This window comes from Pseudomonas sp. lyk4-R2A-10, assembly GCF_030209075.1.
Classification (GTDB): domain Bacteria; phylum Pseudomonadota; class Gammaproteobacteria; order Pseudomonadales; family Pseudomonadaceae; genus Aquipseudomonas; species Aquipseudomonas glycinae.
The window spans coordinates 148,902-172,155 of record NZ_JARVSR010000015.1 but is presented as its reverse complement, the minus strand read 5'-3'; the positions used below and the strand labels follow the sequence as shown (position 1 = coordinate 172,155).

The window sequence follows — 23,254 nt, the reverse complement described above, 5'->3', positions numbered from 1 at the left end:
GGACAAGTCAGCGATCCCCCTAATAGTTCGGAAAGAAATGGCTGAAAATCCTGTAGGACAATCGCCACACGCTGCTACCGACTAGTGCCCCGTCATTGCAGGACGTGTCGGCGCGAGCCCCGGATTACGGGGTTCGCACTAGACCGTACAGTCACGACCTACGTGATCTGACACATTGATCTGACAGAAACGTGACGCCATTTTTTCGGAAAGGGTGGCACTTTGTGTCCCTGTTTTCCCCTACAGACGTAGGACAAATGCATAGGCTTAAATCCCGCTCCAGACGATTTCAAGGAGAAAAGGCTGGGTGGGCGTTTCACGGGTGCATGCACGGCAGACGATTCGGCAATGGCTCTAAATCAGGGATGACAAGGATATGAATCTGACCGGCAGTCTTCGCAACATGGAAAATCCGCACTTTTATTGGCAGTTGGGGGAGTTGATCGCCAGCACCGGCAACGAGCGTTTTGCCACGAACATGTTCCAGCTGGTCGACAACCTTGTGCCGGTCAATCGCGTCCATCTCAGTGAGTGGACCCTGGATGAACGGGAGTCCAGCGTGGTCGAGATCAAGGCGTTGGGCAGCGCGGGGTTGCCGGACACCTTCCCGCCCCCGGATCCGCTGCAGCACCCGGACGACCATCCGCTGCTGCAACAGATGATCGAGATGAACGACTCGCTACTGATTCAACTGAAAGCCTCGCTCCAGCATCGGCATCCGCACCACAGTGTCCACCAATGCAATCTGGTGTCCCGCACGTCCAACCGCCGTTGCGTTATCTCGTTCTACCGTCCCCACACGCATCGGGTGTTCTCTCTGCCGGAGCTGTCGTTCCTCAAGCGCCTGTCCGACACCCTGCTGCCCTTGATCGAGCGCCACGCGCACATCAGTCGACAAGCCATCGCCCGCCAACCCCGCGCGCCACAAGCCGATCAACCACAGACGCCGCTGCAACAGGTGTTCGACGAACGCCTGGCGTTGGGCGACATCACCTTGTCAGTGCGTGAGAAAGAGGTCTGCCTGGGCCTGCTGACCGGCGGCACCGTGCCGCAGATGGCCGAACGGTTGCGGGTCAAGAACAGCTCGATCGAGACCTACCTCAAGCGCGCGGCCGCCAAGCTTGGGGTCAGCGGCCGTCACGGTCTGGCGAAATGGATGGCCGGAGCCTGATCCGGCGTTTTTCTCATCACGGGCGCCCGGCGTCCGCTCTCATTCGTGAACGAGGCTGTTTGATGCCCAGGTTGCCGATTTCCCTGCTGACCGCCGCGCTGCTGCTGGGCGGTTGCTCGTTGATTCCCGATTACCAGCGACCGGCATCGCCGAGCGCGGCGCAGTATCCGCAAGGTCCGGCGTATGCCGCGCAATCCCCTGTCACGCCCCGGGTCGAAGACTGGCGCGCGCTGTTCAATGACCCGGCGTTGCAGCAATTGATTGAAAGCGCGCTGGTCAACAACCGTGACCTGCGGGTCGCTGCGCTGAATGTCGAGGCGTTTCAGGCGCAGTACCGGATCCAGCGCGCCGATCTGCTGCCGGCGGTGTCGGCCAACGCCAACGAACTGCGCCAGCGGGTGCCGTCCAGCGTGACCCGCACCAAGGCGGCGATCACCTCGACCTACTCGGTGAATCTGGGCATCAGCGCCTATGAACTGGACTTCTTCGGCCGGGTGCGCAGTCTCAGCGAGCAGGCGCTGCTGACCTGGCTGTCCACCGAAGAGGCGCGGCGCAGTGCGCAATTGAGTCTGGTGGCCAATGTCGCCAATGCCTACCTGACCTGGCGTGCCGATCAGGAGTTGCTGGCACTGGCTCAGGAGACGCTGGCCGCCGACGAGCGCAGCCTGCACCTGACCACCCGCAACCGCGAGGCCGGCAAGTCCTCGGCGCTGGATCAGATTCAGGCGCAGACCAGTGTCGACAGCACCCGCGCGAACCTGGCCCGTTATCAGCGCCAGGTCGCCCAGGACTTGAACAGCCTGACGCTGCTGGTGGGCGCGCCGGTGCCCGAGCACCTGCCGGCGCGTCCGCTGGACAGTGATCTTGTGGCAACCGTGCCGGCCGGATTGCCCTCGGATCTGCTGCAACGCCGACCGGACATTCTCCAGGCCGAATACAAGCTGCGCGCCGCCAATGCCAACATCGGCGCGGCGCGGGCGGCGTTTTTCCCGAGTGTCAGCCTGACCGCCAATGCCGGGACATCCAGCCGCGATCTGTCCAGGCTGTTCAAGGGCGGCTCCGGGACCTGGACGTTCCAGCCGCAGATCAACTTGCCGATTTTCAACGCCGGCAGTCTGCGCGCCAGCCTGGATTACGCGAAGCTGCAAAAAGACATCACCGTCGCCGAGTACGAAAAGACCATTCAGACGGCATTTCAGGAAGTGTCCGACGGCCTCGCAGCGCGCCAGACCTACGAACAACAGCTCCAGGCCCAGCGCGATCTGGTGCAGGCGACCCAGGATTATTACGACATGGCACAACACCGCTATCGCAGCGGCGTCGACAGCAGCCTGACGTTCCTCGATGCCCAGCGTTCGTTGTTCAGTTTTCAGCAAGGGCTGATTACCGACCGGTTGGCGCAACTGGTGGCACAAGTGAATCTGTACACTGCGCTGGGCGGCGGCTGGAGCCCGGTCGAGCCACTTCCGCCAACACCTTGAGTCATTTTTTCTTACACCTTTTGTCGCCCGATCCGACATTGACGGGTGATCAAAAACCGACCTGCCGGATCATTTTGGTATCATGCGCCGCTTTTACGGTTAACCCGCCCGCCTGTCCTGCCGACCGGCGGGCTCCAAAGGGCGGTATGAAATGACGGCTTTGTTGACTCGCCGCAAGGTGCTTGCGGGAATGGGCGTACTCGGTCTCGGCCTGCTCGCCGGCTGCGACACCCGCGGCGAACTGTCGTACAAGTACGGCAAGGATCTGAGCGACAAGATCCTCGGACGCACCTTCAAGCTCAAGGACACCGAAGGCAACACCGTGACGCTGTCGAGCTTTCGCGGCCTGATGCCGATGATCTTCTTCGGCTTCACCCAGTGCCCGGCGATCTGCCCGACGACGCTGGCCCGCGCCGCGAAAATCAAGAAGCTGATGGGCAAGGACGGTGACATCCTGCAAGTGGTGTTCATCACCCTCGACCCGGAACGCGACACCCCGGAAATCCTCGACGCCTACGTCAAGACCTTCGATCCAAGCTTCGTCGCCCTGTACGGCACCCTCGAAGAAACCAAGGCCACCGCCAAGGAATTCGACGTGTTCTACGAAAAAGTCCCGGCCGGCGACACCTATACCCTTTCCCACACCGCCACCAGTTATGTCTACGACACCCGGGGCACATTGCGTGTGGGCCTGTCTCAATCGCTTTCTGCACAAGAGTGCACGGAAGATTTGCTTACCGTCATGGAGGTCTGCTGATGAACCCTTTTCTGAACCACATCAAACGCGCCGCACTGGGCCTGTCCCTGCTGGGCCTGGCTTTCCAGGTATCGGCGCAGACCAAAGTCGACGACGCCTGGGTGCGTGCGACCGTGCCGAACCAGTCGGCCAGCGGCGCATTCATGACCGTCACCGCCGACAGCGACAGCAAGCTGCTCAGCGTTGCTTCGCCGGCGGCCAAGGACGTGCAGATTCATGAGATGACCATGAAGAACGACGTGATGAGCATGGGCCCGGTGAAATCGGTCGACCTGCCGGCGGGCAAAGCCATCAACTTCGATCCGAATGGCTACCATGTGATGCTGATGGGCCTGAGCGCTCAGTTGAAGGAAGGCGACAGCGTGCCGCTGACCCTGACTATCGAAAACGCCAAGGGCGAAAAGGAAACCGTGGAAGTGAAAGCGCCGGTCAAGGCGCTGACCATGGAAGGCCACGATCACAGCAAGATGCATTGATCGCTGACTGACAGATACACGGCTTCAAAAAACAAAAGGGGCGGCATGATCGATGATCATGCCGCCCCTTTTGCATCTGAATGTCAGACCAGTTTCAATTCGACCTCGATATTGTTGCGCGTGGCCTTGGAGTACGGGCACACCTGATGCGCCGCATCCACCAGCTGCTGCGCCGCGCCGCGCTCCATGCCCGGCAGGCTTACATTCAGTCGAGCCTGCAGCAGATACCCTCCCGAATTAGTGCCCAGGTCCACTTCGGCATCCACCGCCAGGTCCGCCGGCAGGCTGATTTTCTGCTGCCCCGCCACCGCTTTCATCGCGCCGATGAAACACGCCGACCAGCCTGCGGCGAACAGTTGCTCCGGATTGGTCCCGCCGCCACTGGAACCGGGCGACGACAGTTTTACATCGAGGATCCCGTCGGAACTGCGCGATGCGCCGTCACGTCCGCCGGTGGTGTGGGTTTTCGCGGTGTAGAGGACTTTTTCGATCTGACTCATGGCGATCTCCTGAATGAAAAACAGCAGATTGTTCACTCGGCGCCTCCCGTCGCAGCCTTGAGGTGCGCCACCGGTTTCACACAGCCCTCTCACTATAGACGCGGGTTTACCGCTCACCCGGCAAGAGGATGGGCGGATGGTTCAGCAATCACGACTGCTCAACTTCCCGCACCGCCATGCGCCTCTTCAAAGAAATAATCCTTCCAGCTGTCCGCCTTGTTCTTCAGCACGCCCAGCTCCTGCAATTTCTCTGCATAGATAAAGGTGCGTTGCGGCACCACGGTGAAATCGATTTCCGGGTCGGTGACGATTTTCTCCACCAGCGCCAGCGGCAGCTTTGACTGTTCAACCCGAATGTAGGCCTGAGCCGCCGCAGGTTTGTCGGCCTTGATGATCTTCTCGGCCTCGGCCAAGGCGTCATAGAAAGCCTTGTAGGTTTTCGGGTTTTCGTCGTGGAATTTTTCCGTGGTGTAGAGCACGTTGAACGTGGCCTGGCCGCCGAGCACGTCGTAGGAACTCAGCACTTTGTGCACGTTGGGATTCTGCAACGCCTGATACTGGAACGGCGGGCTGGAGAAATGCGCGTTGATTTCCGAGCCGCCGGCGATCAGTGCAGCCGTGGCATCCGGGTGCGGCAGGCTGACGGAGATGTCGTCGAATTTCTTGTAGTGGTCATTGCCGAATTCCTTGGCCGTTTCGATCTGCAGCGTGCGTGACTGGAAGCCCACGCCCGCCGCCGGCACGGCGATGCGATCCTTGTCGCTGAAGTCCTTGAGGGTTTTCACGTTCGGGTTATTGGTCAGCAGGTAGTTGGGCATCGAACCCAGCGAAGCGATGGCCTTGACGTTCTGCTTGCCCTTGGTGCGATCCCATACGGTGAGCATCGGCGGCACGCCCGCCGAGACCACGTCCAGCGATCCGGTGAGCAATGCTTCGTTCATCGCGGTGGCGCCGGAAATGCTGTTCCAGTCGACCTTGATGTCCAGACCCTGAGCCTTGCCGTGTTTCTCGATCAATTGCTGATCGCGCACCACATCCAGAATCAGATAACCGATGCCGAATTGCTGGGCGATGCTGATCTTGCCTTCGGCTTGCGCAGTGTTGCCGAGCAGTGCGCCAGCCAGCGAGGCCGCCAGCAGCGTCAGTGCAGAACGTTTGAACGGTAGGGTCATGACAACCTCGCAGTGATTTACAGGGAAATCTGTGAGGCGGGACTCTATCGCTATAAAAAACGAAATTTAAATACCGTTATCGCATATTGATATCACCTTGAAGCCGGTCTTGAATCGGCGCCGGGAATTATAAAATCGCCTCAAAGAATGATTTGATCTAAAAAACTGACAAGTTTGACAGGTTCAGCAACGACATTTGCTCACTAATCTGCTGAGAGGTTATTTCCGACCGCAATTTCACAGGAATCTTAAAATGAGTCACCTCTCTCGGCAGAATCTAGGCCCAAACACCGCCACCTTTAAGGACTTCGAAATCGAAGGTTTAAACCCTGTAGACATGACGATTTCCTTGAGGGCGATCTCCGCTCAAGGGGCGAGAGTCACAACTAAACTTGCGACAAACGGACTCACAGTAGATCTCCTTAATCCCGACTCACTGCGAATGGAGCGCAAGTCTCAAACAACGCGAATTCTGGACACAATCATCCCTCGCTCGTATCTGGAAGATGCATATAACAAGAACCTGGATTGCATATTGATCGCTACGGGGATCGGCATGGTCTTCGGATTAATCAAGGTCATCTCGTAATAACTGCGATAAGAGTAGCTGAGCCGCTACAGCTACTTGGCGCTTCATCCCTTTGGGCTGCAACCGCTGCGAGAAGGAGCGAAGATGTTGCTCCGGCCAAACACTCAGTAACAATAATTATGTCAGGCAGTTTTCCTTCGGTTGGACCTCTTTAGTCAAGTCGGTCAAAGGCCTCACGCATTTCTCGCTCGCGTGCTCCACGCGCAATGGGCTCGTTACTGCGTTTAAAAACACGATCAGCCTTCCTACCCTTGGTATCATCGCCCACACTTTTATGACGGTTTAATGGCTGGAAGGTCTTTTTTGTGAGCGCTCTTTTTCAACGGCTGCGGCGCCTGGATGCCCGCCTTCTTTCTCTGGTTTTCCTGGTACTGATCGTGCCGGTGTGCCTTCGCGCGGCGCTCGGCTGGTCGAGCCTGTTCGGCTACCTTTCGGATCTGGCCATCGGCAGTCTGCTGTTGGTTTTGTTGCATCGCCGTCCCTGGTGGCTGGCGCTGCCGGTGCTGCTGTTCTGGGGATTGCTGGCGGTGGCGACCGCTGAACTGGTCAGCGCAGTCGGTCGCCTGCCGACCGTGGCGGATCTGCATTACCTGATCGACCCGCAGTTCGTGGAAAACTCCACCGGCGGCGGATTCGCCCATCCCGGTGTGGCGGTTACGCTGCTGGTGGCTCTGGCCTTTTGGTTGCTGAGTCATTGGACTCGACGCGGAAGAACCGCCCCCGCTCTGCCCCGCACAGCCTGGGCGACGCCGGTGCTGCTGTTCTGCGCGTACTGGGGCGCGCAGCACCTGAACCCGAGCGATGCCGACCCATGGCGTCTGTACAACCTGCCGCACCAACTGCTCGCCGCGCAGGTCGCCGACGTGCAGATGCAGGCCGAAGAATGGCTGGACGGCGACACTCAGGTTGCTCCCCCACCGATGGCCGGCCTCACCGATGTCGATCTGAACGGTCATCCGCTGCTGGCGGCCAAGGGCCAAGCGCGCAATGTGCTGATCGTCGCGCTCGAAGGCATTCCCGGCGCCTACATCGGCGCCAATCGCCAGGCCATCGGCAGCCATTATCAGGAAGACCTGATGCCCAACCTCAGCCGCTGGGCCGAGCGCGGCATGAACACCCCGGATTACGTGCTGCACACCCACCAGACCATTCGCGGTCTGTACGCCATGCTCTGCGGCGATTACGACAAACTCGACAACGGCACGCCCAAAGGCGTGGAAATGCTGACCCAGCACGAGCGCAATCAAGCCTGTCTGCCGGCTCAGTTGCGTCAGCACGGTTTTGCCACTCACTACCTGCAAGGCGCAGGGCTGCGGTTCATGGCCAAAGACAAGATCATGCCGCACATCGGGTTCGACGCGACCCATGGCCTGGAGTGGTTCACCAACGCCAACTACCTGGAATTCCCGTGGGGCAAGGATGACAAGGCGTTCTTCGAAGGCGCGCTGAAATACGTCGGCGACCTGAAAAAGCAGAAACAACCGTGGATGCTCACGCTGCTGACCGTCGGCACCCACCAGCCCTACTCCGCGCCGGAGGAATACCTGCAACGCTACGACACACCCAAGCAAGCCGCCGTCGGTTATCTGGACGATGCACTGGAACAGTTTCTCAGTGGCCTCGAACGCCAGGGCGTGCTGAAAGACACGCTGGTGGTCATCACCTCGGACGAGTCCCACGGCATCGACGGCGTCCGTCTCGCGTCGTCCTGGGGCTTCAACCTGACCCTCGCGCCGGAACAGGCGCAACTGCCGCGCCTGAACGCCGGGGTCTACGGTCACGTCGACCTGAGTGCGTCGATTCTGGATTACTTCGACTTTCCGGTGCCTTCCGCCCTCAGCGGTCGCTCACTGTTTCGCGATTACGATTCGGGCCGCGAAATCATGTCGTTCACCAACGGCAAGCTGCGTTATCACGACGGTCGCGGCCTGCTGACCGAATGCGACATGCCGCGTCGTTGCCGCAATTACGCCAGTGAAGGATTCATCGCCGAAAGCGCCACGTTCAAGGGCAACGCCAGCGGCCAGAATGCCCGGGACATCGCCGCCCGCGCCTCGGCCCTGGACCTGTCGCTGCTGCGCACCCCGCTCAACCAGCGCTATCAGTTCGGCAGCGCCAACGTCATCCCGCTGCAAGCGCAGATCAAGGACGACTGGGCCGACAACCTGATCGGCGCGCAATACCTGGAAATGCCCAAGGGCTCCCACACCCGCGTGCGCCTGACCGTGCGCTCGGTCGATCCGCAGCAGGCGGCGTACATTCAGCTCAAAGCCAAGGAGTTCGAACAGGACGTGCAACTGGGCCTGCCGACCGAGATGGTCGCCACAGCGGATCAGCCGCTGGAGATGGATTTCAGCTTCGACAACCCGCAACCACGCAAGGCGTTTTCGTTTCACTTGTTGGGATATGGGCTGGGCGCGGTGGAAGTCAGTGACTTCAGCGTGATCACCGAACTGCCGGGGCAGGAAGATATGCTGGATGAAACGCCGGCTGACGAGACGGCGCAATCCAGTTGATCGCCGTGGACAATGCAGGAGCGGCCCGAAGGCTGCTCCTGGATGGTAAAGCGCACCGGCCGCCGCATTGTCTGCCTGAATCGGCTTCTTATTGGGTTAAACCAGGTTAGTGATATCAAAATCCCCGGCCACCGTCCCTTTATCATCCTGCAAAACGAGATAGACTGTACCCTTTACGCTTTCGTGATCTTGGTCAATAGTTACGATCACATGCCCGGAATCGATAGCATAAATTTCATTGTCGATTTGGACGGTCCATGCGACCGGTGAGTTCGGGTCATACATCACTTCATGCGGCCCACCCACTAATAGACCAATAAAAAAAACTATGAAACTATTTTTATTGTCATAACCTTGAATGATGTCCCCATTGTTTGTCTCGTGAAATTTAACCAAGGTGCTGGTAAGAAACTTCTCGCCATTGAGAGAGGCCTCGAAAGTACCTTTGCTGGGTCTATTTACATTTTGGCTCATACAAACTTCCTTCTTTAAGGATGGAGGGGCTTTTATATCTTTCACAACTCAAACCTACACTTGACGACTGCACGCCCCAACTGTCATTTACGACAGTTTTTTATCACTATTCGAAGTAAGCACCACGATCATCATTACTCATCGTTGTTTGTGAGAGAGCAGCTCTATCAGATACCAATACTTCGCCTATTAGCTGACTCGCCGAGTCGGGTCTAGCCTTACTACTCCGAAGTCGGCACGAGCCGGCCGCAGAAGACCTGATAAGGACCCGAACATGGCAAATGAATCGAAATGCCCGTTCAATCACGCCGCCGGCGGTGGCACGACGAACCGCGATTGGTGGCCGAATCAACTGAACCTGAAAATCCTGAGTCAGCACTCGCCCGCATCCGATCCGCTGGGCAAGGACTTCGACTACGCCAAGGCTTTCAAAAGCCTGGATTTCCAGGCCCTCAAACGCGATCTGACGGCACTGATGACCGACTCTCAGGAGTGGTGGCCAGCGGACTTCGGCCACTACGGCCCGCTCTTCATCCGCATGGCCTGGCACAGCGCCGGCACCTATCGCACCGCTGACGGTCGTGGCGGTGCCGGTTCCGGCCAGCAACGTTTCGCCCCGCTCAACAGCTGGCCGGACAACGTCAGCCTCGACAAGGCCCGCCGCCTGCTGTGGCCGATCAAACAGAAATACGGCCGCAACATTTCCTGGGCCGACCTGATCGTGCTCACCGGCAACGTCGCGCTGGAATCCATGGGCTTCAAGACCTTCGGTTTCTCCGGTGGCCGCGCGGATGTGTGGGAACCGGATGAAGATGTGTACTGGGGTTCGGAAAACAAATGGCTGGGCGGCGACAACCGTTACGGCAAGGATCCGGAATCCATGCAGCCGCCGGGCGAAGGCACGCTGGTGGCCGAACCAGCCGAGCACGGCAATGAAGAGAGCCGCACCAACCAGGGCGAACGCAACCTCGAGAACCCGCTCGCCGCGGTGCAGATGGGCCTGATCTACGTGAACCCGGAAGGTCCGGAAGGCAATCCCGACCCGGTGGCTTCGGCCAAGGACATCCGCGAAACCTTCGGCCGCATGGCCATGAACGACGAGGAAACCGTCGCCCTGATCGCCGGTGGTCACGCCTTCGGCAAGACTCACGGCGCAGGCCCCGCCGATAATGTCGGCCCGGAACCGGAAGCCGCCGGCCTCGAAGAACAAGGCCTGGGCTGGAAAAACAGCTTCGGCACCGGCAAGGGCGCCGATACCATCACCAGCGGCCTGGAAGTGACCTGGACCACCACCCCGACCAAGTGGAGCAACAACTATCTGGAAAACCTGTTCGGCTTCGAGTGGGAATTGACCAAGAGCCCCGCCGGCGCCCATCAGTGGAAGCCGAAAAACGGCGCCGGGGCCGGTACCATTCCGCACGCCCACGACCCGAACAAACGCATCGACCCGACCATGCTCACCTCCGACCTGGCCCTGCGTTTCGACCCGGCCTACGAGAAGATTTCGCGGCGCTTCCTGGCCAATCCCGATCAACTGGCCGACGCCTTCGCCCGGGCCTGGTACAAGCTGATTCACCGTGACATGGGCCCGCTGTCACGTTATCTCGGCCCGGAATTGCCCCAGGAAGAACTGCTGTGGCAAGACCCGATTCCCGAGGCCAACCATCCACTGGTGGACGACAGCGATATCAGGGCGCTGAAAGGCAAAATACTGGCGTCGGGGCTGTCCGTTTCGGAACTGGTTTCCACTGCCTGGGCGGCCGCATCGACCTTCCGGGGTTCGGACAAACGCGGCGGCGCCAATGGCGGTCGTCTGCGTCTGGCACCGCAAAAGTTCTGGCAGGCCAACCAGCCGGAGCAACTGGACAAGGTGCTGAAAGTCCTCGAAGGCATTCAGAACGAGTTCAACGCCGGGGCGGCAGGCAAGCAAGTCTCGCTGGCGGACCTGATCGTGCTGGCGGGTAATGCCGGTGTCGAACAAGCGGCGAAAAACGCCGGGCACACGGTGACCGTGCCGTTCAATCCGGGGCGCACCGATGCGACTCAGGAGCAAACCGACGTCGAGTCGTTCGGTTTCCTTGAACCGCACACCGACGGCTTCCGCAACTACGCCGCCAACACCTACCGCGTGCCGGCCGAGGCATTGCTGATCGACAAGGCGCAATTGCTGACGCTTTCGGCGCCGGAAATGACCGTGTTGATCGGCGGCCTACGCGTGCTGGACACCAACGTCGGCAAGACGAAACACGGAGTGTTCACCGACAAACCCGGCACCTTGACCAACGATTTCTTCCGCAACCTGCTGGACATGGGCGTGGAATGGAAACCGACGTCCAAAACCGAGTTCGAAGGCCGCGACCGTAAAACCGGCAGCGTGAAATGGACGGCGACCCGGGTCGATCTGGTGTTCGGTTCCAACTCGGTGCTGCGGGCACTGGCCGAGGTATACGCCAGTTCCGATGCGAAGGAACAGTTCGTCACGGACTTCGTTGCAGCCTGGGCGAAGGTGATGGATCTGGATCGGTTTGATCTGCGCCAATAAGGGCTTTTCATCGACCCACAAAAACGCCGCTCATTGAGCGGCGTTTTTTATTGTCCCGAAAAGACTTCAGGCAAGGCTTTTGCTGACAACTTCATACACATCGCTGGACAGCTGCCCCGAAGCCAGAATCCGCTCCAGCTCCGCCTTCATCAGCGCCTGACGAGCGCTGTCGTACTTGCGCCAGCGCGTCAGCGGCGCCAATTGGCGAGAGGCGATCTGCGGGTTGAAGCCGTTCAGTTCGATCACCAGATCCGCGAGGAAGCGATAGCCCGAGCCATCCGCCGCGTGGAAGTTGATCAGGTTCTGTCCGGCGAAGGCACCGACCAGTGCACGCACCTTGTTCGGGTTCTTGATGTTGAACGCCGGGTGCTGAATAAGTGCCTTCACGCGCTCCAGACCGCCCGGCAAGGTGCTGCCGGCCTGCACGCTGAACCACTGATCCATGACCAGCGGATTGTCCTTGAAGTGCTCGGCGAAACTGGCCAGGGCTTTGGCTTTCTGCTCGTCGAACGGCGAGTTGACCAGCACCGCCAGCGCGGTCAGGCGCTCGGTCATGTTGTCGCAGCTGTCGAACTGTTCCAGGGTTGCCGCCAGGACTTCCGGCTTGCCGCTGAGCATCAGGTACGACAGCGCGATGTTCTGCAACGCGCGACGGGCGAAGTGCTCGGCCTCGGCCACGTACGGGGTTTGCTTCGACAGGTCGCGGTTGGCTTGATAACGCAGCCACAGTGGTTCGAACAGGTTGTCCGCCAGTTGCTGACGGGCGAATTCGCGGGCGGTGTGGATCGAGTCCACGTCGGCGATTTCACTGATTTCGGTCAGGTACGCTTCGCTTGGCAGCGAGAGCATTTCCGCGACCATCGCCTGATCCAGCGTTTCGTCCGACAGCACGGTGCGCAGCGCGGAAACCAGACGTGGGTCGAGCAGCAGGCTTTCGCCCTTCTGCTGCTGGCCGATCAACTCTTGCAGCACCTGCACCGACAGTTGCTGACCGGCATCCCAGCGGTTGAAACCGTCGGTGTCGTGTTGCATCAGGAACATCAACTGATCGCGGTTATACGGGAAGCTCAGTTTCACCGGCGCCGAGAAGCCACGCAGCAAGGACGGCAGCGGTTGTTCGGCGATGTCGACGAAGGTGAAGGTCTGCTCGGCTTCGGTCACCGAAATCACCCGGGAGGTGCCTTGAGCCGAGGCTTCGCCGGCCAGACGCAGGGCGATCTCGTTGCCCTGGCTGTCGAGCAGGCCCAGTTCGACCGGAATCACGAACGGCAGCTTTTCAACCTTGTCCGGGGTTTCCGGGCAGCTCTGGCGGAAGGTCAGGCTGTAGGTTTTCGCGGCGGCATCGTAAGACTCGCTCACCGCCAGACGTGGTGTGCCGGCCTGGCTGTACCAGCGCTTGAACTGGGTCAGGTCGACGCCGTTGGCATCTTCCATGGCCTTGATAAAGTCATCGCAGGTCACGGCCTGGCCGTCGTGGCGTTCGAAGTACAGATCGCTGCCCTTGCGGAAGCCTTCGGCGCCCAGGAGGGTGTGGATCATGCCGACCACTTCCGAGCCCTTTTCGTACACGGTCAGGGTGTAGAAGTTGGAAATCTCGATAAAGCTGTCCGGGCGCACGGCGTGGGCCATGGGACCTGCATCTTCGGCGAACTGGTGGGTACGCAGGTACGCCACGTCCTGAATGCGCTTGACCGTGGCCGAGTTCATGTCGGACGAGAAACCAGCGTCACGGAAGACGGTGAAGCCTTCTTTCAGCGACAGCTGGAACCAGTCGCGGCAGGTCACGCGGTTGCCCGACCAGTTGTGGAAGTATTCGTGAGCGACGATCGCTTCAACGCGCTGGTGCGCGGCGTCGGTAGCGGTTTCGGCGCGGGCCAGCACGGCGCTGGAGTTGAAGATGTTGAGGCCCTTGTTTTCCATCGCCCCCATGTTGAAGTCGTTCACGGCGACGATCATGAAGATGTCCAGATCGTACTCGCGACCGTAGACCTCTTCGTCCCAGCGCATCGACTTCTTCAGGCTGTTCATGGCGTGCTGACACTTGTCGATGTTTTCCGGCTCGACATAGATGCGCAGCGCCACGTTGCGGTTGGTCATGGTGGTGAAGCTGTCTTCAACGCACCACAAGTCCCCGGCCACCAGCGCGAACAGGTACGCCGGTTTCATGAACGGGTCTTCCCAGGTCGCCCAGTGCCGGCCATCTTCGCCAGGGCCGCTGGCGATCGGGTTGCCGTTGGACAGCAACACCGGATAGCTGTGCTGCTCGGCGACCACGGTGGTGGTGAACTTGCTCATCACGTCCGGGCGGTCGAGGTAATAGGTGATCTTGCGGAAGCCTTCAGCCTCGCACTGGGTGCAGAACATCGTGCCGGACTTGTACAGGCCTTCCAGTGCGGTGTTGGTTTCCGGGTGGATCCTGACGCTGGTGTCGACCGTGAAGGTTTCGCTGGCCGGTTGCAGGGTCAGGTGGTTTTCAGTCAGTTGGTAATCGCTCGCGCTCAGTTCCTGGTCTGCCAGGGTCACCGAGAGCAATTCCAGCTGCTGGCCATCGAGCACCAGCGGCGGCAGGCCCGGGCCACGGGCCGGGTTGCGGCGCATCACCAGTTGCGCGTGGACCAGACTGTGGTCCTCGAACAACTCGAAGGTCAGGTGTGTTTCATCGATCAGGTACTCGGGCGCCTGATAGTCCTTCAGGTAAATCATCTTCGGTTGTTCGGTGCGCATGCTGAAGTCCTTATTGATGCACGGCGAGCTGATAGGCCGTGTACTTGCGAATGTTGATCACGCCGGTGTCGAAGATCAGGTACTGGCCCTTGATCCCCAGCAGCGTGCCTTCGGCAATCGGGTTCTTGTCCAGGTTGAAACTGACGATCTTGGCCGGGTACTGCTCGACCGGGTAACGGATTTCCAGCGGCTCGACATCGGCGATGGTCTGAATGGCCTGGAGCCCGAAACGCTCCTGCAAGCCTTGCAGGCCTTCGGCGCAGCTTTCGAACAACTGATCACGCACCTGCGCCAGATCCACCGCCGCCGCATCGCCCTTGAGCAAGGCGCGCCAGTTGGTCTTGTCCGCCACCTGGCTGCGGAACAGGTCTTCGACGAAGCCCGACTGCTGCCGCGTCGAAACGCGCATGATCGGCAGCGCCTGACTGGCGCCCTGATCGAGCCAGCGGGTCGGCAACTGGGTGGCGCGGGTGATGCCGACCTTGATCCCCGACGAATTGGCCAGGTAGACGACGTGGTCGGTCATGCAGAACTTCTCGCCCCACTCCGGCTCACGGCAGGTGCCGGCCTCGAAGTGGCAGCGCTCCGGGCTCATGATGCAAATGTCGCACTGGGCGAGTTTGGTCATGCACGGATAGCAGTAACCCTGACTGAAACTGGTCTTGGTCTTGCGCCCGCAATGGGTGCAGTGGATCGCCCCCAGGTATTCCAGACGCACCGTGCTGCCGATCAACGGGTTGGCCGGCACCTCGACGTCATCCAGACGAAACGCGTACTGCACGTTCGGCCCGTCCAGGCGCGCCGACATTTTGCTGATTGCACCGCGGCCGATCTCGATCAATGGAGGGCGTCCGACTTGAACAGGATGTTCGGCACTTCGATCGACTTCGACGCACATTCCTGCGGGCCCATGTAACCGGTGCGCTCTTCTTCGGGCAGGTTCTGCATTTCCCAAGCGATCATCGCCTGCAACGACAGTTCACGCTGTTCGGCGGTGAGCTTGCCACCGTCCGACCATTTGCCGATCTCTACGGCCAGTTTCAGGCTCTGGTAGATGTCGGGGGTGATGTTCTTGATCAAATCGTTAAAAGAGGACATCAGGGTCTCCGTGCTCTTTATTCAAAAAATTCAGGCGGCCAGTTTACGGCGGTTGTACAAACCGCCCAACAAACCGGTGAAGCATCCGATGAGTAACCCGCCGACGTGGGCGGCGTTGGCGATTTCGCCGAAACCGATCATCGAGACCAGCCCCGACATGCACACCAGCAACCACACCAGCATCATCGCCAGCACGCCGCGCGGCAGGCGATAGGCCGGGTTCGGCGCCAGCAGCTGGAAGATCCAGCAGTGACCGAGCAGCCCGTAAAGTACGCCGGACAGGCCGCCGAACAGGCTCGGGCCGCTCCAGGCGAACTGCGCATAGTTGGAAACCAGGCCGAACAGCAGCGTCAGGCCGATCAGGTTGACGCTGCCCTGGCGCGACTCGATGCGCCGCCCCAGTTCCCAGTACCACATGCCGTTCATGGCCAGGTGCAGGATGCCGAAGTGGATCAGCATCGGCGTAAACAGGCGCCACCACTGCCCCGCTGCCAGGCTGTCGGCCAGTGGTGTGAAGTGGATGTAGTCGCCGACCACGCGGAAATCGAGGAAGGTCAGCCAACGCAGGGTGTCGAGGTTATCGCCAAGGAAGGTCAACCCGCCGACGATCAGGCTCAGCAGCAGAATGAATCCGGTGGCTTTGGCATGTTTCAGTTGCTCGGCGAAGCTCGGGCGCTTGAACGTCGGCGCCGCCGGAATTTCCAGCTGCTGATCCGGGTCACCCGCCGGGAAACGCTCGTACAGCGAGCGTACGTCATCGCTGATTTCCGACGGCACCCACAACACCTGCTCGCCCGCCTCTTCACTGACGCGATGGGGCACTTGCATGCGTTGCAGCAGTTTGACGAAACCACTCAGGTCCGCCGCCAACGGCACACGCAAGACGGCTATGGCACTCATCGCAGCACCTCCGGCCGCTCGACGTCGACCCAGACAAATTTATGCGGATCGAGGCGGGTTTCCTGATCCAGACGATAGGCCACCAGTTTGCCGTACAGCACCGCGCTGTAATCCAGGCACGCGAGGTTCGGGCGGATCGGCGCCGGTTTGCCGCTGCGCCAGTAGTGGCCGACGAACAGCAATGGCTCATCGACGCCGTAGCGCAGCAGGGAATTCTTTTCGCTGGAGGTCAGCGGTTTTTGTGCCACCGGTTCGGGCAGTGCATCGGGCTGGAACACGATGTCGCCGTAGGTTTGCGGGTCGTCTTCCCAGAACTTGGTGCGGAAGAACGAACGCACCAGGCCGTCGCCGCTGGTCATGGTCAGGCCATCCGGCAGGCGCATGTCAGTGCCGCGCAGCAGGCGATCGAACACGGTGCAGGCGAAACTGCCCGGCACGGCCGAGGCCTGGAGGAAGTGTTCATCAATGCAGCCATCCGGGAACAACCCGCGCAACGGCTCGATCAGGCCGGCATCCCAGCAGGCATGCACCACGCGGAAGCGTCCGGCGTCGACGAACAACGGCAGTTGATAGAACCACTGCTGGAAATCGTGCCAGTCGCGCGGATGGTTTTCGAATTGGGTCAGGGTTTCGTGCAGCAATCGGGCATGGCGCGGGGTGTGTTCACGGACGAATTGCTTGCCGCTGCCCGGAGGCGCCGGGGTACTCCAGCCGAGCGCGTTGAATTCGTGGTTGCCCATGATGCACAACGCCTGACCGGCTTCGACCATGTCGTGAACGATATGCAGCGCTTCGCGAATCCGTGGGCCACGGTCGATGATGTCGCCGACAAACACGGCCATGCGCGACGGATGCCGCCAGACTCCGCCCTGCTTGTGATAACCGAGACGGTCCAGCAGGTGTTCCAGGGTCAGGGCGCATCCGTGCACGTCACCAATCAGGTCATAACTGCGCGCGGGATCGAGCATCAGTCGCCTCCACCACCCAACTTGCTGCCCCAGCCGAGCTTGGTCCGGCAGACTTCGTAGTAGTTGTGGTCGAGCGGATGAATCAGCCGCAGCTTCTGCGCTTTCTTGCTGACGGTGATGGTGTCGCCCGGCGCGCAGGTGAAGTGGTTCTGCCCGTCGCAGGAGACCTGCGGGTAGATCTGCATATCTTTGGACACGACGATTTTCAGCTCACTGTTGCCATCGACCACAATCGGTCTGCCCGACAAGGTATGGGGGTACATCGGCACAATCACAATAGCGTCAAGCTTGGGATGCATGATCGGGCCGCCGGCGGACAGTGCGTACGCGGTGGAACCGGTCGGGGTGGCGACGATCAGGCCGTCGGCCTTCTGGCTGCAGACGAACTGGCCGTCGATGTACAGCTCGAACTCGATCATCCGCGTCGATTTGCCGGGGTGCAGCACCACGTCGTTCAGCGCATCGCCCTGGCCGATGGCCTCGGCGTGGCGACGAACTTCGGCCTGCAGCAGGAAGCGGTTTTCCACCAGATAATGGCCGTCGAGTACCTCGGCGACCTTGATTTCCAGCTCGTCGGGGCGGATATCGGTGAGAAAACCGAGGCTGCCACGGTTGATCCCGAGCACCGGAATATTGTGTTTGGCCAGTGCCCGCGCCGCGCCGAGCAGGCTGCCGTCACCGCCGACCACGATGACCATGTCGCAGACTTCGCCGAGCATCTTGCGTGACGAAGTTTGCAGGCCATGGCCCGGCAGGACTTCGGCGATGGTGTCTTCGAGAATCACATGCAGGTGACGATCGAGCAGGAAGCGTTTCAGTCGGCGGACGGTATCCAGCACCTGGGAGCTGCCCAGGCGACCGATGATGCCGATATTACGAAATTGCTCCATGGGACTCCTGCGGGGGACTGAGACGGCGAAAAGCACGATTATGGGCGAAAGCGCCGGATAGACAAAATCCTTTCAGCCCCGAGGATGCACCGGTGTTTGAGGCTATGCTCGCAAGATGATCCTATTTCCCGATTTGCTGCAGTTGCCCCACCAGTTACGCCACCCCGAGGTGCGTGATCTGGCGTGGGTGATCCTCGCCCCGCCGATGCTCGCCGCCACCCCGTGGCCGCAGCGCCATCCGCTGGCGGGCAGCGACTGGGTCAGCGACCCCGAGCGTCTGGAACACTGGCTGCGCCAGCTCGACCGCGACAGTTACGGCCTGCTGCACTGGCTGTCCCAGGCCCGTACCCGGCGCCTGGGCCTGTATTACGAACGGTTGTGGCAATTTGCGGTGAAACACGCGCCGGGCATCGAACTGATTGCCGCCAACCTGCCGATCCGCCGCGAAGGCCACACCCTCGGCGAGCTGGACATGCTGCTGCGCGATCGCGACGGCGTGCACCACCTGGAACTGGCCATCAAGCTCTACCTCGGCCCGCAGAACGGCGACGGTCATGATCCGGCGTCGTGGCTGGGGCCGGGCTGTCATGATCGACTGGATCGCAAACTGGCGCATTTGAGCGAACATCAGCTGCCGATCTCCGCGCGCCCGGAAAGCCGCGAAGTGCTGGCGGCGCTGGATGTCGGGTCGTTCAGTGCGCAACTGTGGCTGGGTGGGTATCTGCTGTATCCGTGGCCCGGCCAATCCGTGCCGCCCAGCGGCGCCCATCCTCAGCATTTGCGTGGCAGCTGGCTGCATCAGAAAGACTGGCCGGCGTTCGTCGCCCAGCGCCCGGACGGACGCTGGCAACCCCTGCCCCGCCACGCCTGGCTGGCGCCGGCGCACTACCCGGCGGAGCAGACCTGGAGCAACGGGCATTTGCAGGCCTGGCTCGATGAACTCGAACCGTTGGCACCGGCGCAACTGATGGTGCGCCTGACCGAAAATGCCCGGGGCGAGTGGGAAGAAGCCGAGCGGCTGTTTCTGGTGTCGGACCTGTGGCCGAACGTGCCCGGGCAGAGTTAGACGCTCAACCGCACAGCCAGTGCGGCCAGCGTCACCAGCAACACCGGCACGGTCAGCACGATCCCGACCCTGAAGTAATACCCCCAGCCGATCTTGATGTTCTTGCGCTCCAGCACATGCAGCCAGAGCAGAGTCGCCAGACTACCGATCGGGGTGATTTTCGGGCCCAGGTCACTGCCGATCACGTTGGCGTAGATCATCGCTTCCTTCACCACACCCGTAGCCTGGCTGGCATCGATAGACAGCAGGCCGACCAGCACCGTCGGCAGGTTGTTCATGATCGACGACAACAAGGCCGTCAGCACCCCGGTGCCCATCGCCGCGCCCCACACACCGTGACCGGCGAACACATTGAGCCACCCAGCCAGATAATCAGTGAGACCGGCATTGCGTAGCCCGTAGACCACCAGGTACATGCCCAGCGAGAAAATCACGATCTGCCACGGCGCCTCTTTCATCACCTTGCGCGTGGAGATCTTGTGCCCGCGCGCGGCAATCGCCAGCAACAGCGCCGCGCACACCGCCGAGATCGCGCTGATCGGAATGCCCAACGGCTCCAGCGCGAAACAGCCGATCAGCAGAATCACCAGCACCGCCCAACCGGCGTAGAACGTGGCTTTGTCGTGGATGGCGGTTTCCGGGTGTTCAAGCTGTTCCGGGTCGTAGCTCTTGGGAATATCACGGCGGAAGAACCACAGCAACATGCCCAGCGTGGCCGCGACGCTAACGAAGTTGACTGGCACCATCACCGCCGCATAGCGATTGAAACCGATGTGAAAGAAGTCGGCCGAGACGATGTTCACCAGGTTCGACACCACCAGCGGCAGGCTCGCGGTGTCGGCAATGAAGCCCGCGCCCATGACGAACGCCAGGGTCGCCGCCGGGGAAAAACGCAGGGCCAGCAGCATGGAAATCACGATAGGCGTGAGGATCAGCGCCGCGCCGTCATTGGCGAACAGCGCCGACACCAGTGCACCGAGCAGCACCATGAAGGCAAACAGCTTGCGCCCGCTGCCCCGCCCCCAACGCGCTACGTGCAGGGCGGCCCAGGCGAAAAAACCGGCCTCGTCGAGCAACAGACTGATGATGATCAGCGCCACAAACGTACCGGTAGCGTTCCAGATGATTTGCCACACCAGCGGGATGTCGCTCAGGTGCACCACGCCGAAAATCAGCGCAACGATGGCGCCGAACGTTGCACTCCAGCCGACCCCGAGGCCTTTGGGTTGCCAGATCACCAGGGTAATGGTCAGCAGGAAAATCAGTGACGCAGCGAGCATTCGCGACAGCCTTCAATAAAAGGGAAAGAATCAGACCACACAAAAAAAACCTGTGGAAGCCAGCCCCCACAGGTTCGTTATCGTGTCAGAAATATTGCCAGATCACTTCTTGTGCTGCGCCACCCACTCACCAAACGCATTGATGAAACTTTGCAGGAACGGTTTCACCGACTCGTTCAGCTTGCCCGCCTCATCGAATGCCGTGCCCGCGCCGCCCAGGTAGGCTTCCGGCTGCTGCATGCACGGCACGTTGAGGAAAACAAAGGACTGGCGCAGATGCTGGTTGGCGCCAAAACCGCCGATGGCACCCGGCGAAACGCTGATTACCGCCCCCGGCTTGCCGCTCCAGGCGCTCTTGCCATACGGCCGCGAACCGACGTCGATCGCGTTCTTCAAAGGCGCCGGCACCGAGCGGTTGTACTCCGGAGTGACAAACAGCAGAGCGTCGGATGAAGCCACTTTCTGACGGAAAGTGCTGTAGGCTGCCGGCGGTGAATCGCCGTCGATGTCTTCGTTGTAGAGTGGCAGATCGCCAATTTCGACAATGTTCAGTTTGAGATTGGCCGGTGCCAGTTCCGCCAGCGCCAGGGCGACTTTGCGGTTGATGGACGCCTTGCGCAGGCTGCCGACCACTACTGCGACGTTATAGACATTGCTCATTGGGAGACTCTCGACTGTCCGTGGGAGGAGCCAGTAGTTATAGATGATCCGATGACGATTCCACCAGACGTCGAAGGTTATTTCCCGCGTCTGGAATATTTTTTTCCTGTAGGAAAACTTACCAAGCTCGATGAAGGTCTACCAAGCCGCAAATCAAGCGTTTTATCTCCAGAGGTTCTAAGCAGATGGCAGCAGTACTCGTCGGTCAGTTCCATGCAAGAGATGCGGAAGGCCGCGTTTATTCCGTGCATGAGTTCCAGGAATCCAACCCGTCGGCAGACGGTTTCACCGGCACGGAGCCCGTTACCACCTACAAACTGGCGATTGGCGACCGCGTCAACAAGATCGACGACAACGAGTTTCTGCTGGTTCAGTCGGGCATCACCCTGATCCGCGAACCCGAGCCATCGGTCGCTTCATAACCGATCGTTATGAGCAGAAGTCATCCGCGCCGAGTTGGGGTAGGATTCAGCCACTGACCCCAACGGCCGGACATGGACTTCACGCATGCGTTTACGTCATATCGAAGTGATTCAGGCGCTTTTGCAGACCGGTCACGTGGGCACCGCCGCCGAATGGCTGCAACTATCGGCGCCCGAGGTCGAAGAGCGTTTGCGCGAAGCCGAGAGTCAGCTCGGTTTCATGCTGTTCGCCAGCGTACGCGGACGACTTCAGCCAACCCCGGAGGCCCGGGCGCTGCAAGTCGAGATCGGCCACATCTATGAAGCGCTGGAACCGGTGCAACGGCTGGCCAGCAGCCTCAAGCAATACCTCGCCCCGCCCCTGCGGATCATCGGCACCCCGCCGCTGGCCCAGCAACTGCTGCCGCAAAGCCTCGCGGCCCTGCGCCGTCGCTTGCCCGACGTGCCCTGCACCCTGCTCAGCGAACCGACCCGCGACATCGTCCGCCACTTGCTGCTGCGCGACAGTGATCTGGGCCTGAGTCTGCATGATCCGCAACACCCCGACATTCATTGCCAGCCACTGGCCCAGGGCAAGCTGCAATTGCTTGCGCCCCACGGCTGGCTGCAACCGAAGCAGAAATACATTTCTCTGCAGGATCTGGCCGGCCAGGCGATGGTCGGCCTCGAAGGCCAGGACCCGCTGAGTCCGGCCCTGGAAAACAAGCTCCAGGCCCTGCGCCCGGTGCCGACCATCCAGACCCGCGTGCAAACCCACCAGATGATGCGCAGCATGGTCGAGGCCGGCGAAGGCCTGGCGATCGTCGATCCGTTCACCGCCCTCGGTGCACGGGCGGGCGGTCTCGATGTCTGCCCACTGTCGCCGGCGGTGCCGATCAGCCTCTATGCCCTGACCTTCAAACACGCCACACCGTCAGCGGCGATTCAGACGCTGATCGGGATCGTCACGGAACAAGCCGAGGCGATGCTGGCGAACTGATCGGATGCTCCAGCGGGTTATCGAACAATCGATACCAAAACAACGCCACTTCGGCGGTGTTCGGATCGATGCCGCGATAACGCAGATGGTCGATGCCGCCGATCACATAGCCGCAACGCTCATACAGGCGGCAGGCGCCGAGGTTGTTGTTCTGGGTTTCCAGCATGATCCCCGGCAGTTTTTTCTTGCGGCTCCAGAACTGCGCCACGTCGAGCAAGGCCTTGGCCACCCCATGGCGCCGCGCCGGAGCGTGCACCGCCAGTTCATCGATGTGGGCGAAGCCGTTCCAGTTGGTACTGATCACCAGATGACCGACCGGCTCGTCCTCCAGATACGCCATGAAAATCGCACTGTCGGCGGCATCGCGAAAGCTGCTGAATTCCTCCGGATCGATGCCGTAGCACTTGCGATACGGCACGATGGGCGTCATGGCCCATTGCGCCACGGGTTTGCCGATTTCAGCAGTGCCGTAGGCGGCCACCTCGAAGCTGAAATCGCTGCCCCAGATATACGCGGCAAAACCGTCGTCGGCGACCCGCACCGACAGCCCTGGGTATTTCGGATTCATGACCGGTTGCATACTCGGAAA

Annotated in this window: 22 protein-coding genes; 10 read left to right on the top strand and 12 right to left on the bottom strand. The window is 60.5% G+C overall.

The features are described from left to right. The first annotated feature begins 376 nt into the window (after positions 1 to 376). The 4 genes from QRN46_RS25965 to QRN46_RS25950 all read left to right on the top strand — a co-directional run bounded on the left by QRN46_RS25965 (position 377) and on the right by QRN46_RS25950 (position 3,885). Positions 377 to 1,171 carry a helix-turn-helix transcriptional regulator gene (locus tag QRN46_RS25965; RefSeq protein ID WP_011333638.1) on the top strand — a complete coding sequence of 265 codons (795 nt, stop codon included), beginning with the start codon at positions 377 to 379 and terminating at the stop codon, positions 1,169 to 1,171. 62 nt (positions 1,172 to 1,233) lie between these two features. Next, complete coding sequence (locus QRN46_RS25960; protein WP_285358140.1) at positions 1,234 to 2,652, top strand: efflux transporter outer membrane subunit; 1,419 nt, start codon at positions 1,234 to 1,236, stop codon at positions 2,650 to 2,652. 151 nt (positions 2,653 to 2,803) lie between these two features. Then, positions 2,804 to 3,409 (top strand): SCO family protein, encoded by a 606-nt coding sequence (locus tag QRN46_RS25955; protein ID WP_039770777.1) that lies wholly within the window; start codon positions 2,804 to 2,806, stop codon positions 3,407 to 3,409. Continuing rightward, a complete protein-coding gene (locus tag QRN46_RS25950; RefSeq protein ID WP_011333635.1) occupies positions 3,409 to 3,885 on the top strand; it encodes a copper chaperone PCu(A)C in 477 nt (158 codons plus the stop codon). The genes QRN46_RS25955 and QRN46_RS25950 overlap by 1 nt, the downstream gene beginning before the upstream one ends. A gap of 83 nt (positions 3,886 to 3,968) precedes the next feature. On the opposite strand, the gene QRN46_RS25945 is transcribed toward QRN46_RS25950, so the two are convergent. Both QRN46_RS25945 and QRN46_RS25940 read right to left on the bottom strand, forming a co-directional pair. Next, positions 3,969 to 4,385, bottom strand: coding sequence for an organic hydroperoxide resistance protein (locus QRN46_RS25945; protein ID WP_007956881.1), 417 nt, complete (start codon positions 4,383 to 4,385; stop codon positions 3,969 to 3,971). Between the two features lie 158 nt (positions 4,386 to 4,543). Beyond that, positions 4,544 to 5,557, bottom strand: a complete 1,014-nt coding sequence (locus QRN46_RS25940) for an ABC transporter substrate-binding protein (protein WP_011333633.1) — start codon at positions 5,555 to 5,557, stop codon at positions 4,544 to 4,546. A gap of 253 nt (positions 5,558 to 5,810) precedes the next feature. Here QRN46_RS25940 and QRN46_RS25935 point away from each other — a divergent pair, with 253 nt between their 5' ends. Both QRN46_RS25935 and QRN46_RS25930 read left to right on the top strand, forming a co-directional pair. Then, on the top strand, positions 5,811 to 6,146 hold the full coding sequence (locus QRN46_RS25935; protein ID WP_011333632.1) for a hypothetical protein: 336 nt from the start codon (positions 5,811 to 5,813) through the stop codon (positions 6,144 to 6,146). Positions 6,147 to 6,451: 305 nt separating this feature from the next. Further along, the gene (locus tag QRN46_RS25930) at positions 6,452 to 8,662 is read left to right on the top strand and encodes an LTA synthase family protein (RefSeq protein ID WP_011333631.1); all 2,211 of its coding nucleotides are present in this window, start codon (positions 6,452 to 6,454) and stop codon (positions 8,660 to 8,662) included. Positions 8,663 to 8,758: 96 nt separating this feature from the next. On the opposite strand, the gene QRN46_RS25925 is transcribed toward QRN46_RS25930, so the two are convergent. Beyond that, on the bottom strand, positions 8,759 to 9,136 hold the full coding sequence (locus tag QRN46_RS25925; RefSeq protein WP_041475214.1) for a hypothetical protein: 378 nt from the start codon (positions 9,134 to 9,136) through the stop codon (positions 8,759 to 8,761). Between the two features lie 274 nt (positions 9,137 to 9,410). Between QRN46_RS25925 and katG the strand changes: the two genes are divergently transcribed. After that, positions 9,411 to 11,678, top strand: coding sequence for a catalase/peroxidase HPI (gene katG / locus QRN46_RS25920; protein WP_285358134.1), 2,268 nt, complete (start codon positions 9,411 to 9,413; stop codon positions 11,676 to 11,678). 66 nt (positions 11,679 to 11,744) lie between these two features. Here katG and pepN read toward each other — a convergent pair whose 3' ends face one another. From pepN to QRN46_RS25890, 6 genes are read right to left on the bottom strand one after another with little or no spacing between them, the layout of a single operon-like run. After that, on the bottom strand, positions 11,745 to 14,402 hold the full coding sequence (pepN, locus tag QRN46_RS25915; RefSeq protein WP_285358132.1) for an aminopeptidase N: 2,658 nt from the start codon (positions 14,400 to 14,402) through the stop codon (positions 11,745 to 11,747). A gap of 10 nt (positions 14,403 to 14,412) precedes the next feature. Further along, positions 14,413 to 15,243, bottom strand: a complete 831-nt coding sequence (locus QRN46_RS25910; RefSeq protein ID WP_201817404.1) for a DUF2797 domain-containing protein — start codon at positions 15,241 to 15,243, stop codon at positions 14,413 to 14,415. Continuing rightward, on the bottom strand, positions 15,240 to 15,500 hold the full coding sequence (locus QRN46_RS25905; RefSeq protein ID WP_011333626.1) for a YeaC family protein: 261 nt from the start codon (positions 15,498 to 15,500) through the stop codon (positions 15,240 to 15,242). Before QRN46_RS25905 ends, QRN46_RS25910 begins: the two co-directional genes overlap by 4 nt. Positions 15,501 to 15,530: 30 nt before the next feature. Continuing rightward, positions 15,531 to 16,400: a rhomboid family intramembrane serine protease gene (locus QRN46_RS25900; RefSeq protein WP_201817409.1), complete on the bottom strand. Its 870-nt coding sequence runs from the start codon at positions 16,398 to 16,400 to the stop codon at positions 15,531 to 15,533. After that, positions 16,397 to 17,371, bottom strand: a complete 975-nt coding sequence (locus QRN46_RS25895) for a metallophosphoesterase (protein WP_181457917.1) — start codon at positions 17,369 to 17,371, stop codon at positions 16,397 to 16,399. Before QRN46_RS25895 ends, QRN46_RS25900 begins: the two co-directional genes overlap by 4 nt. Further along, positions 17,368 to 18,258 (bottom strand): NAD(+) kinase, encoded by an 891-nt coding sequence (locus QRN46_RS25890; protein ID WP_011333623.1) that lies wholly within the window; start codon positions 18,256 to 18,258, stop codon positions 17,368 to 17,370. Before QRN46_RS25890 ends, QRN46_RS25895 begins: the two co-directional genes overlap by 4 nt. Positions 18,259 to 18,373: 115 nt before the next feature. Between QRN46_RS25890 and QRN46_RS25885 the strand changes: the two genes are divergently transcribed. Next, positions 18,374 to 19,324 (top strand): DUF1853 family protein, encoded by a 951-nt coding sequence (locus tag QRN46_RS25885; protein ID WP_221615760.1) that lies wholly within the window; start codon positions 18,374 to 18,376, stop codon positions 19,322 to 19,324. Here the strand turns inward: QRN46_RS25885 and QRN46_RS25880 are convergent. Both QRN46_RS25880 and QRN46_RS25875 read right to left on the bottom strand, forming a co-directional pair. After that, positions 19,321 to 20,604: an arsenic transporter gene (locus QRN46_RS25880; RefSeq protein ID WP_221615759.1), complete on the bottom strand. Its 1,284-nt coding sequence runs from the start codon at positions 20,602 to 20,604 to the stop codon at positions 19,321 to 19,323. The genes QRN46_RS25885 and QRN46_RS25880 overlap by 4 nt on opposite strands. A 102-nt stretch (positions 20,605 to 20,706) precedes the next feature. Beyond that, positions 20,707 to 21,264 (bottom strand): NADPH-dependent FMN reductase, encoded by a 558-nt coding sequence (locus QRN46_RS25875; RefSeq protein ID WP_011333620.1) that lies wholly within the window; start codon positions 21,262 to 21,264, stop codon positions 20,707 to 20,709. Positions 21,265 to 21,449: 185 nt separating this feature from the next. Between QRN46_RS25875 and QRN46_RS25870 the strand changes: the two genes are divergently transcribed. Then, positions 21,450 to 21,686: a hypothetical protein gene (locus QRN46_RS25870; protein WP_007956926.1), complete on the top strand. Its 237-nt coding sequence runs from the start codon at positions 21,450 to 21,452 to the stop codon at positions 21,684 to 21,686. A gap of 85 nt (positions 21,687 to 21,771) precedes the next feature. After that, the gene (locus QRN46_RS25865) at positions 21,772 to 22,665 is read left to right on the top strand and encodes a LysR family transcriptional regulator (RefSeq protein ID WP_285358123.1); all 894 of its coding nucleotides are present in this window, start codon (positions 21,772 to 21,774) and stop codon (positions 22,663 to 22,665) included. Here the strand turns inward: QRN46_RS25865 and QRN46_RS25860 are convergent. Then, positions 22,631 to 23,245: a GNAT family N-acetyltransferase gene (locus QRN46_RS25860; protein ID WP_221615757.1), complete on the bottom strand. Its 615-nt coding sequence runs from the start codon at positions 23,243 to 23,245 to the stop codon at positions 22,631 to 22,633. The two genes, QRN46_RS25865 and QRN46_RS25860, sit on opposite strands and share 35 nt — an antisense overlap. Positions 23,246 to 23,254 lie beyond the last annotated feature (9 nt).

What these genes read in the sequence shown, in the direction of transcription:
- QRN46_RS25865 (WP_285358123.1), top strand. Translation starts at nt 21,772, where the DNA reads ATGCGTTTACGTCATATCGAAGTGATTCAGGCGCTTTTGCAGACCGGT.
- QRN46_RS25925 (WP_041475214.1), bottom strand. Translation starts at nt 9,136, where the DNA reads ATGAGCCAAAATGTAAATAGACCCAGCAAAGGTACTTTCGAGGCCTCT.
- QRN46_RS25890 (WP_011333623.1), bottom strand. Translation starts at nt 18,258, where the DNA reads ATGGAGCAATTTCGTAATATCGGCATCATCGGTCGCCTGGGCAGCTCC.
- QRN46_RS25875 (WP_011333620.1), bottom strand. Translation starts at nt 21,264, where the DNA reads ATGAGCAATGTCTATAACGTCGCAGTAGTGGTCGGCAGCCTGCGCAAG.
- katG (WP_285358134.1), top strand. Translation starts at nt 9,411, where the DNA reads ATGGCAAATGAATCGAAATGCCCGTTCAATCACGCCGCCGGCGGTGGC.
- QRN46_RS25870 (WP_007956926.1), top strand. Translation starts at nt 21,450, where the DNA reads ATGGCAGCAGTACTCGTCGGTCAGTTCCATGCAAGAGATGCGGAAGGC.
- QRN46_RS25955 (WP_039770777.1), top strand. Translation starts at nt 2,804, where the DNA reads ATGACGGCTTTGTTGACTCGCCGCAAGGTGCTTGCGGGAATGGGCGTA.
- QRN46_RS25860 (WP_221615757.1), bottom strand. Translation starts at nt 23,245, where the DNA reads ATGCAACCGGTCATGAATCCGAAATACCCAGGGCTGTCGGTGCGGGTC.
- QRN46_RS25950 (WP_011333635.1), top strand. Translation starts at nt 3,409, where the DNA reads ATGAACCCTTTTCTGAACCACATCAAACGCGCCGCACTGGGCCTGTCC.
- QRN46_RS25900 (WP_201817409.1), bottom strand. Translation starts at nt 16,400, where the DNA reads ATGAGTGCCATAGCCGTCTTGCGTGTGCCGTTGGCGGCGGACCTGAGT.
- QRN46_RS25940 (WP_011333633.1), bottom strand. Translation starts at nt 5,557, where the DNA reads ATGACCCTACCGTTCAAACGTTCTGCACTGACGCTGCTGGCGGCCTCG.
- QRN46_RS25965 (WP_011333638.1), top strand. Translation starts at nt 377, where the DNA reads ATGAATCTGACCGGCAGTCTTCGCAACATGGAAAATCCGCACTTTTAT.
- QRN46_RS25885 (WP_221615760.1), top strand. Translation starts at nt 18,374, where the DNA reads ATGATCCTATTTCCCGATTTGCTGCAGTTGCCCCACCAGTTACGCCAC.
- QRN46_RS25935 (WP_011333632.1), top strand. Translation starts at nt 5,811, where the DNA reads ATGAGTCACCTCTCTCGGCAGAATCTAGGCCCAAACACCGCCACCTTT.
- QRN46_RS25960 (WP_285358140.1), top strand. Translation starts at nt 1,234, where the DNA reads ATGCCCAGGTTGCCGATTTCCCTGCTGACCGCCGCGCTGCTGCTGGGC.
- QRN46_RS25905 (WP_011333626.1), bottom strand. Translation starts at nt 15,500, where the DNA reads ATGTCCTCTTTTAACGATTTGATCAAGAACATCACCCCCGACATCTAC.
- QRN46_RS25945 (WP_007956881.1), bottom strand. Translation starts at nt 4,385, where the DNA reads ATGAGTCAGATCGAAAAAGTCCTCTACACCGCGAAAACCCACACCACC.
- QRN46_RS25880 (WP_221615759.1), bottom strand. Translation starts at nt 20,604, where the DNA reads ATGCTCGCTGCGTCACTGATTTTCCTGCTGACCATTACCCTGGTGATC.
- pepN (WP_285358132.1), bottom strand. Translation starts at nt 14,402, where the DNA reads ATGCGCACCGAACAACCGAAGATGATTTACCTGAAGGACTATCAGGCG.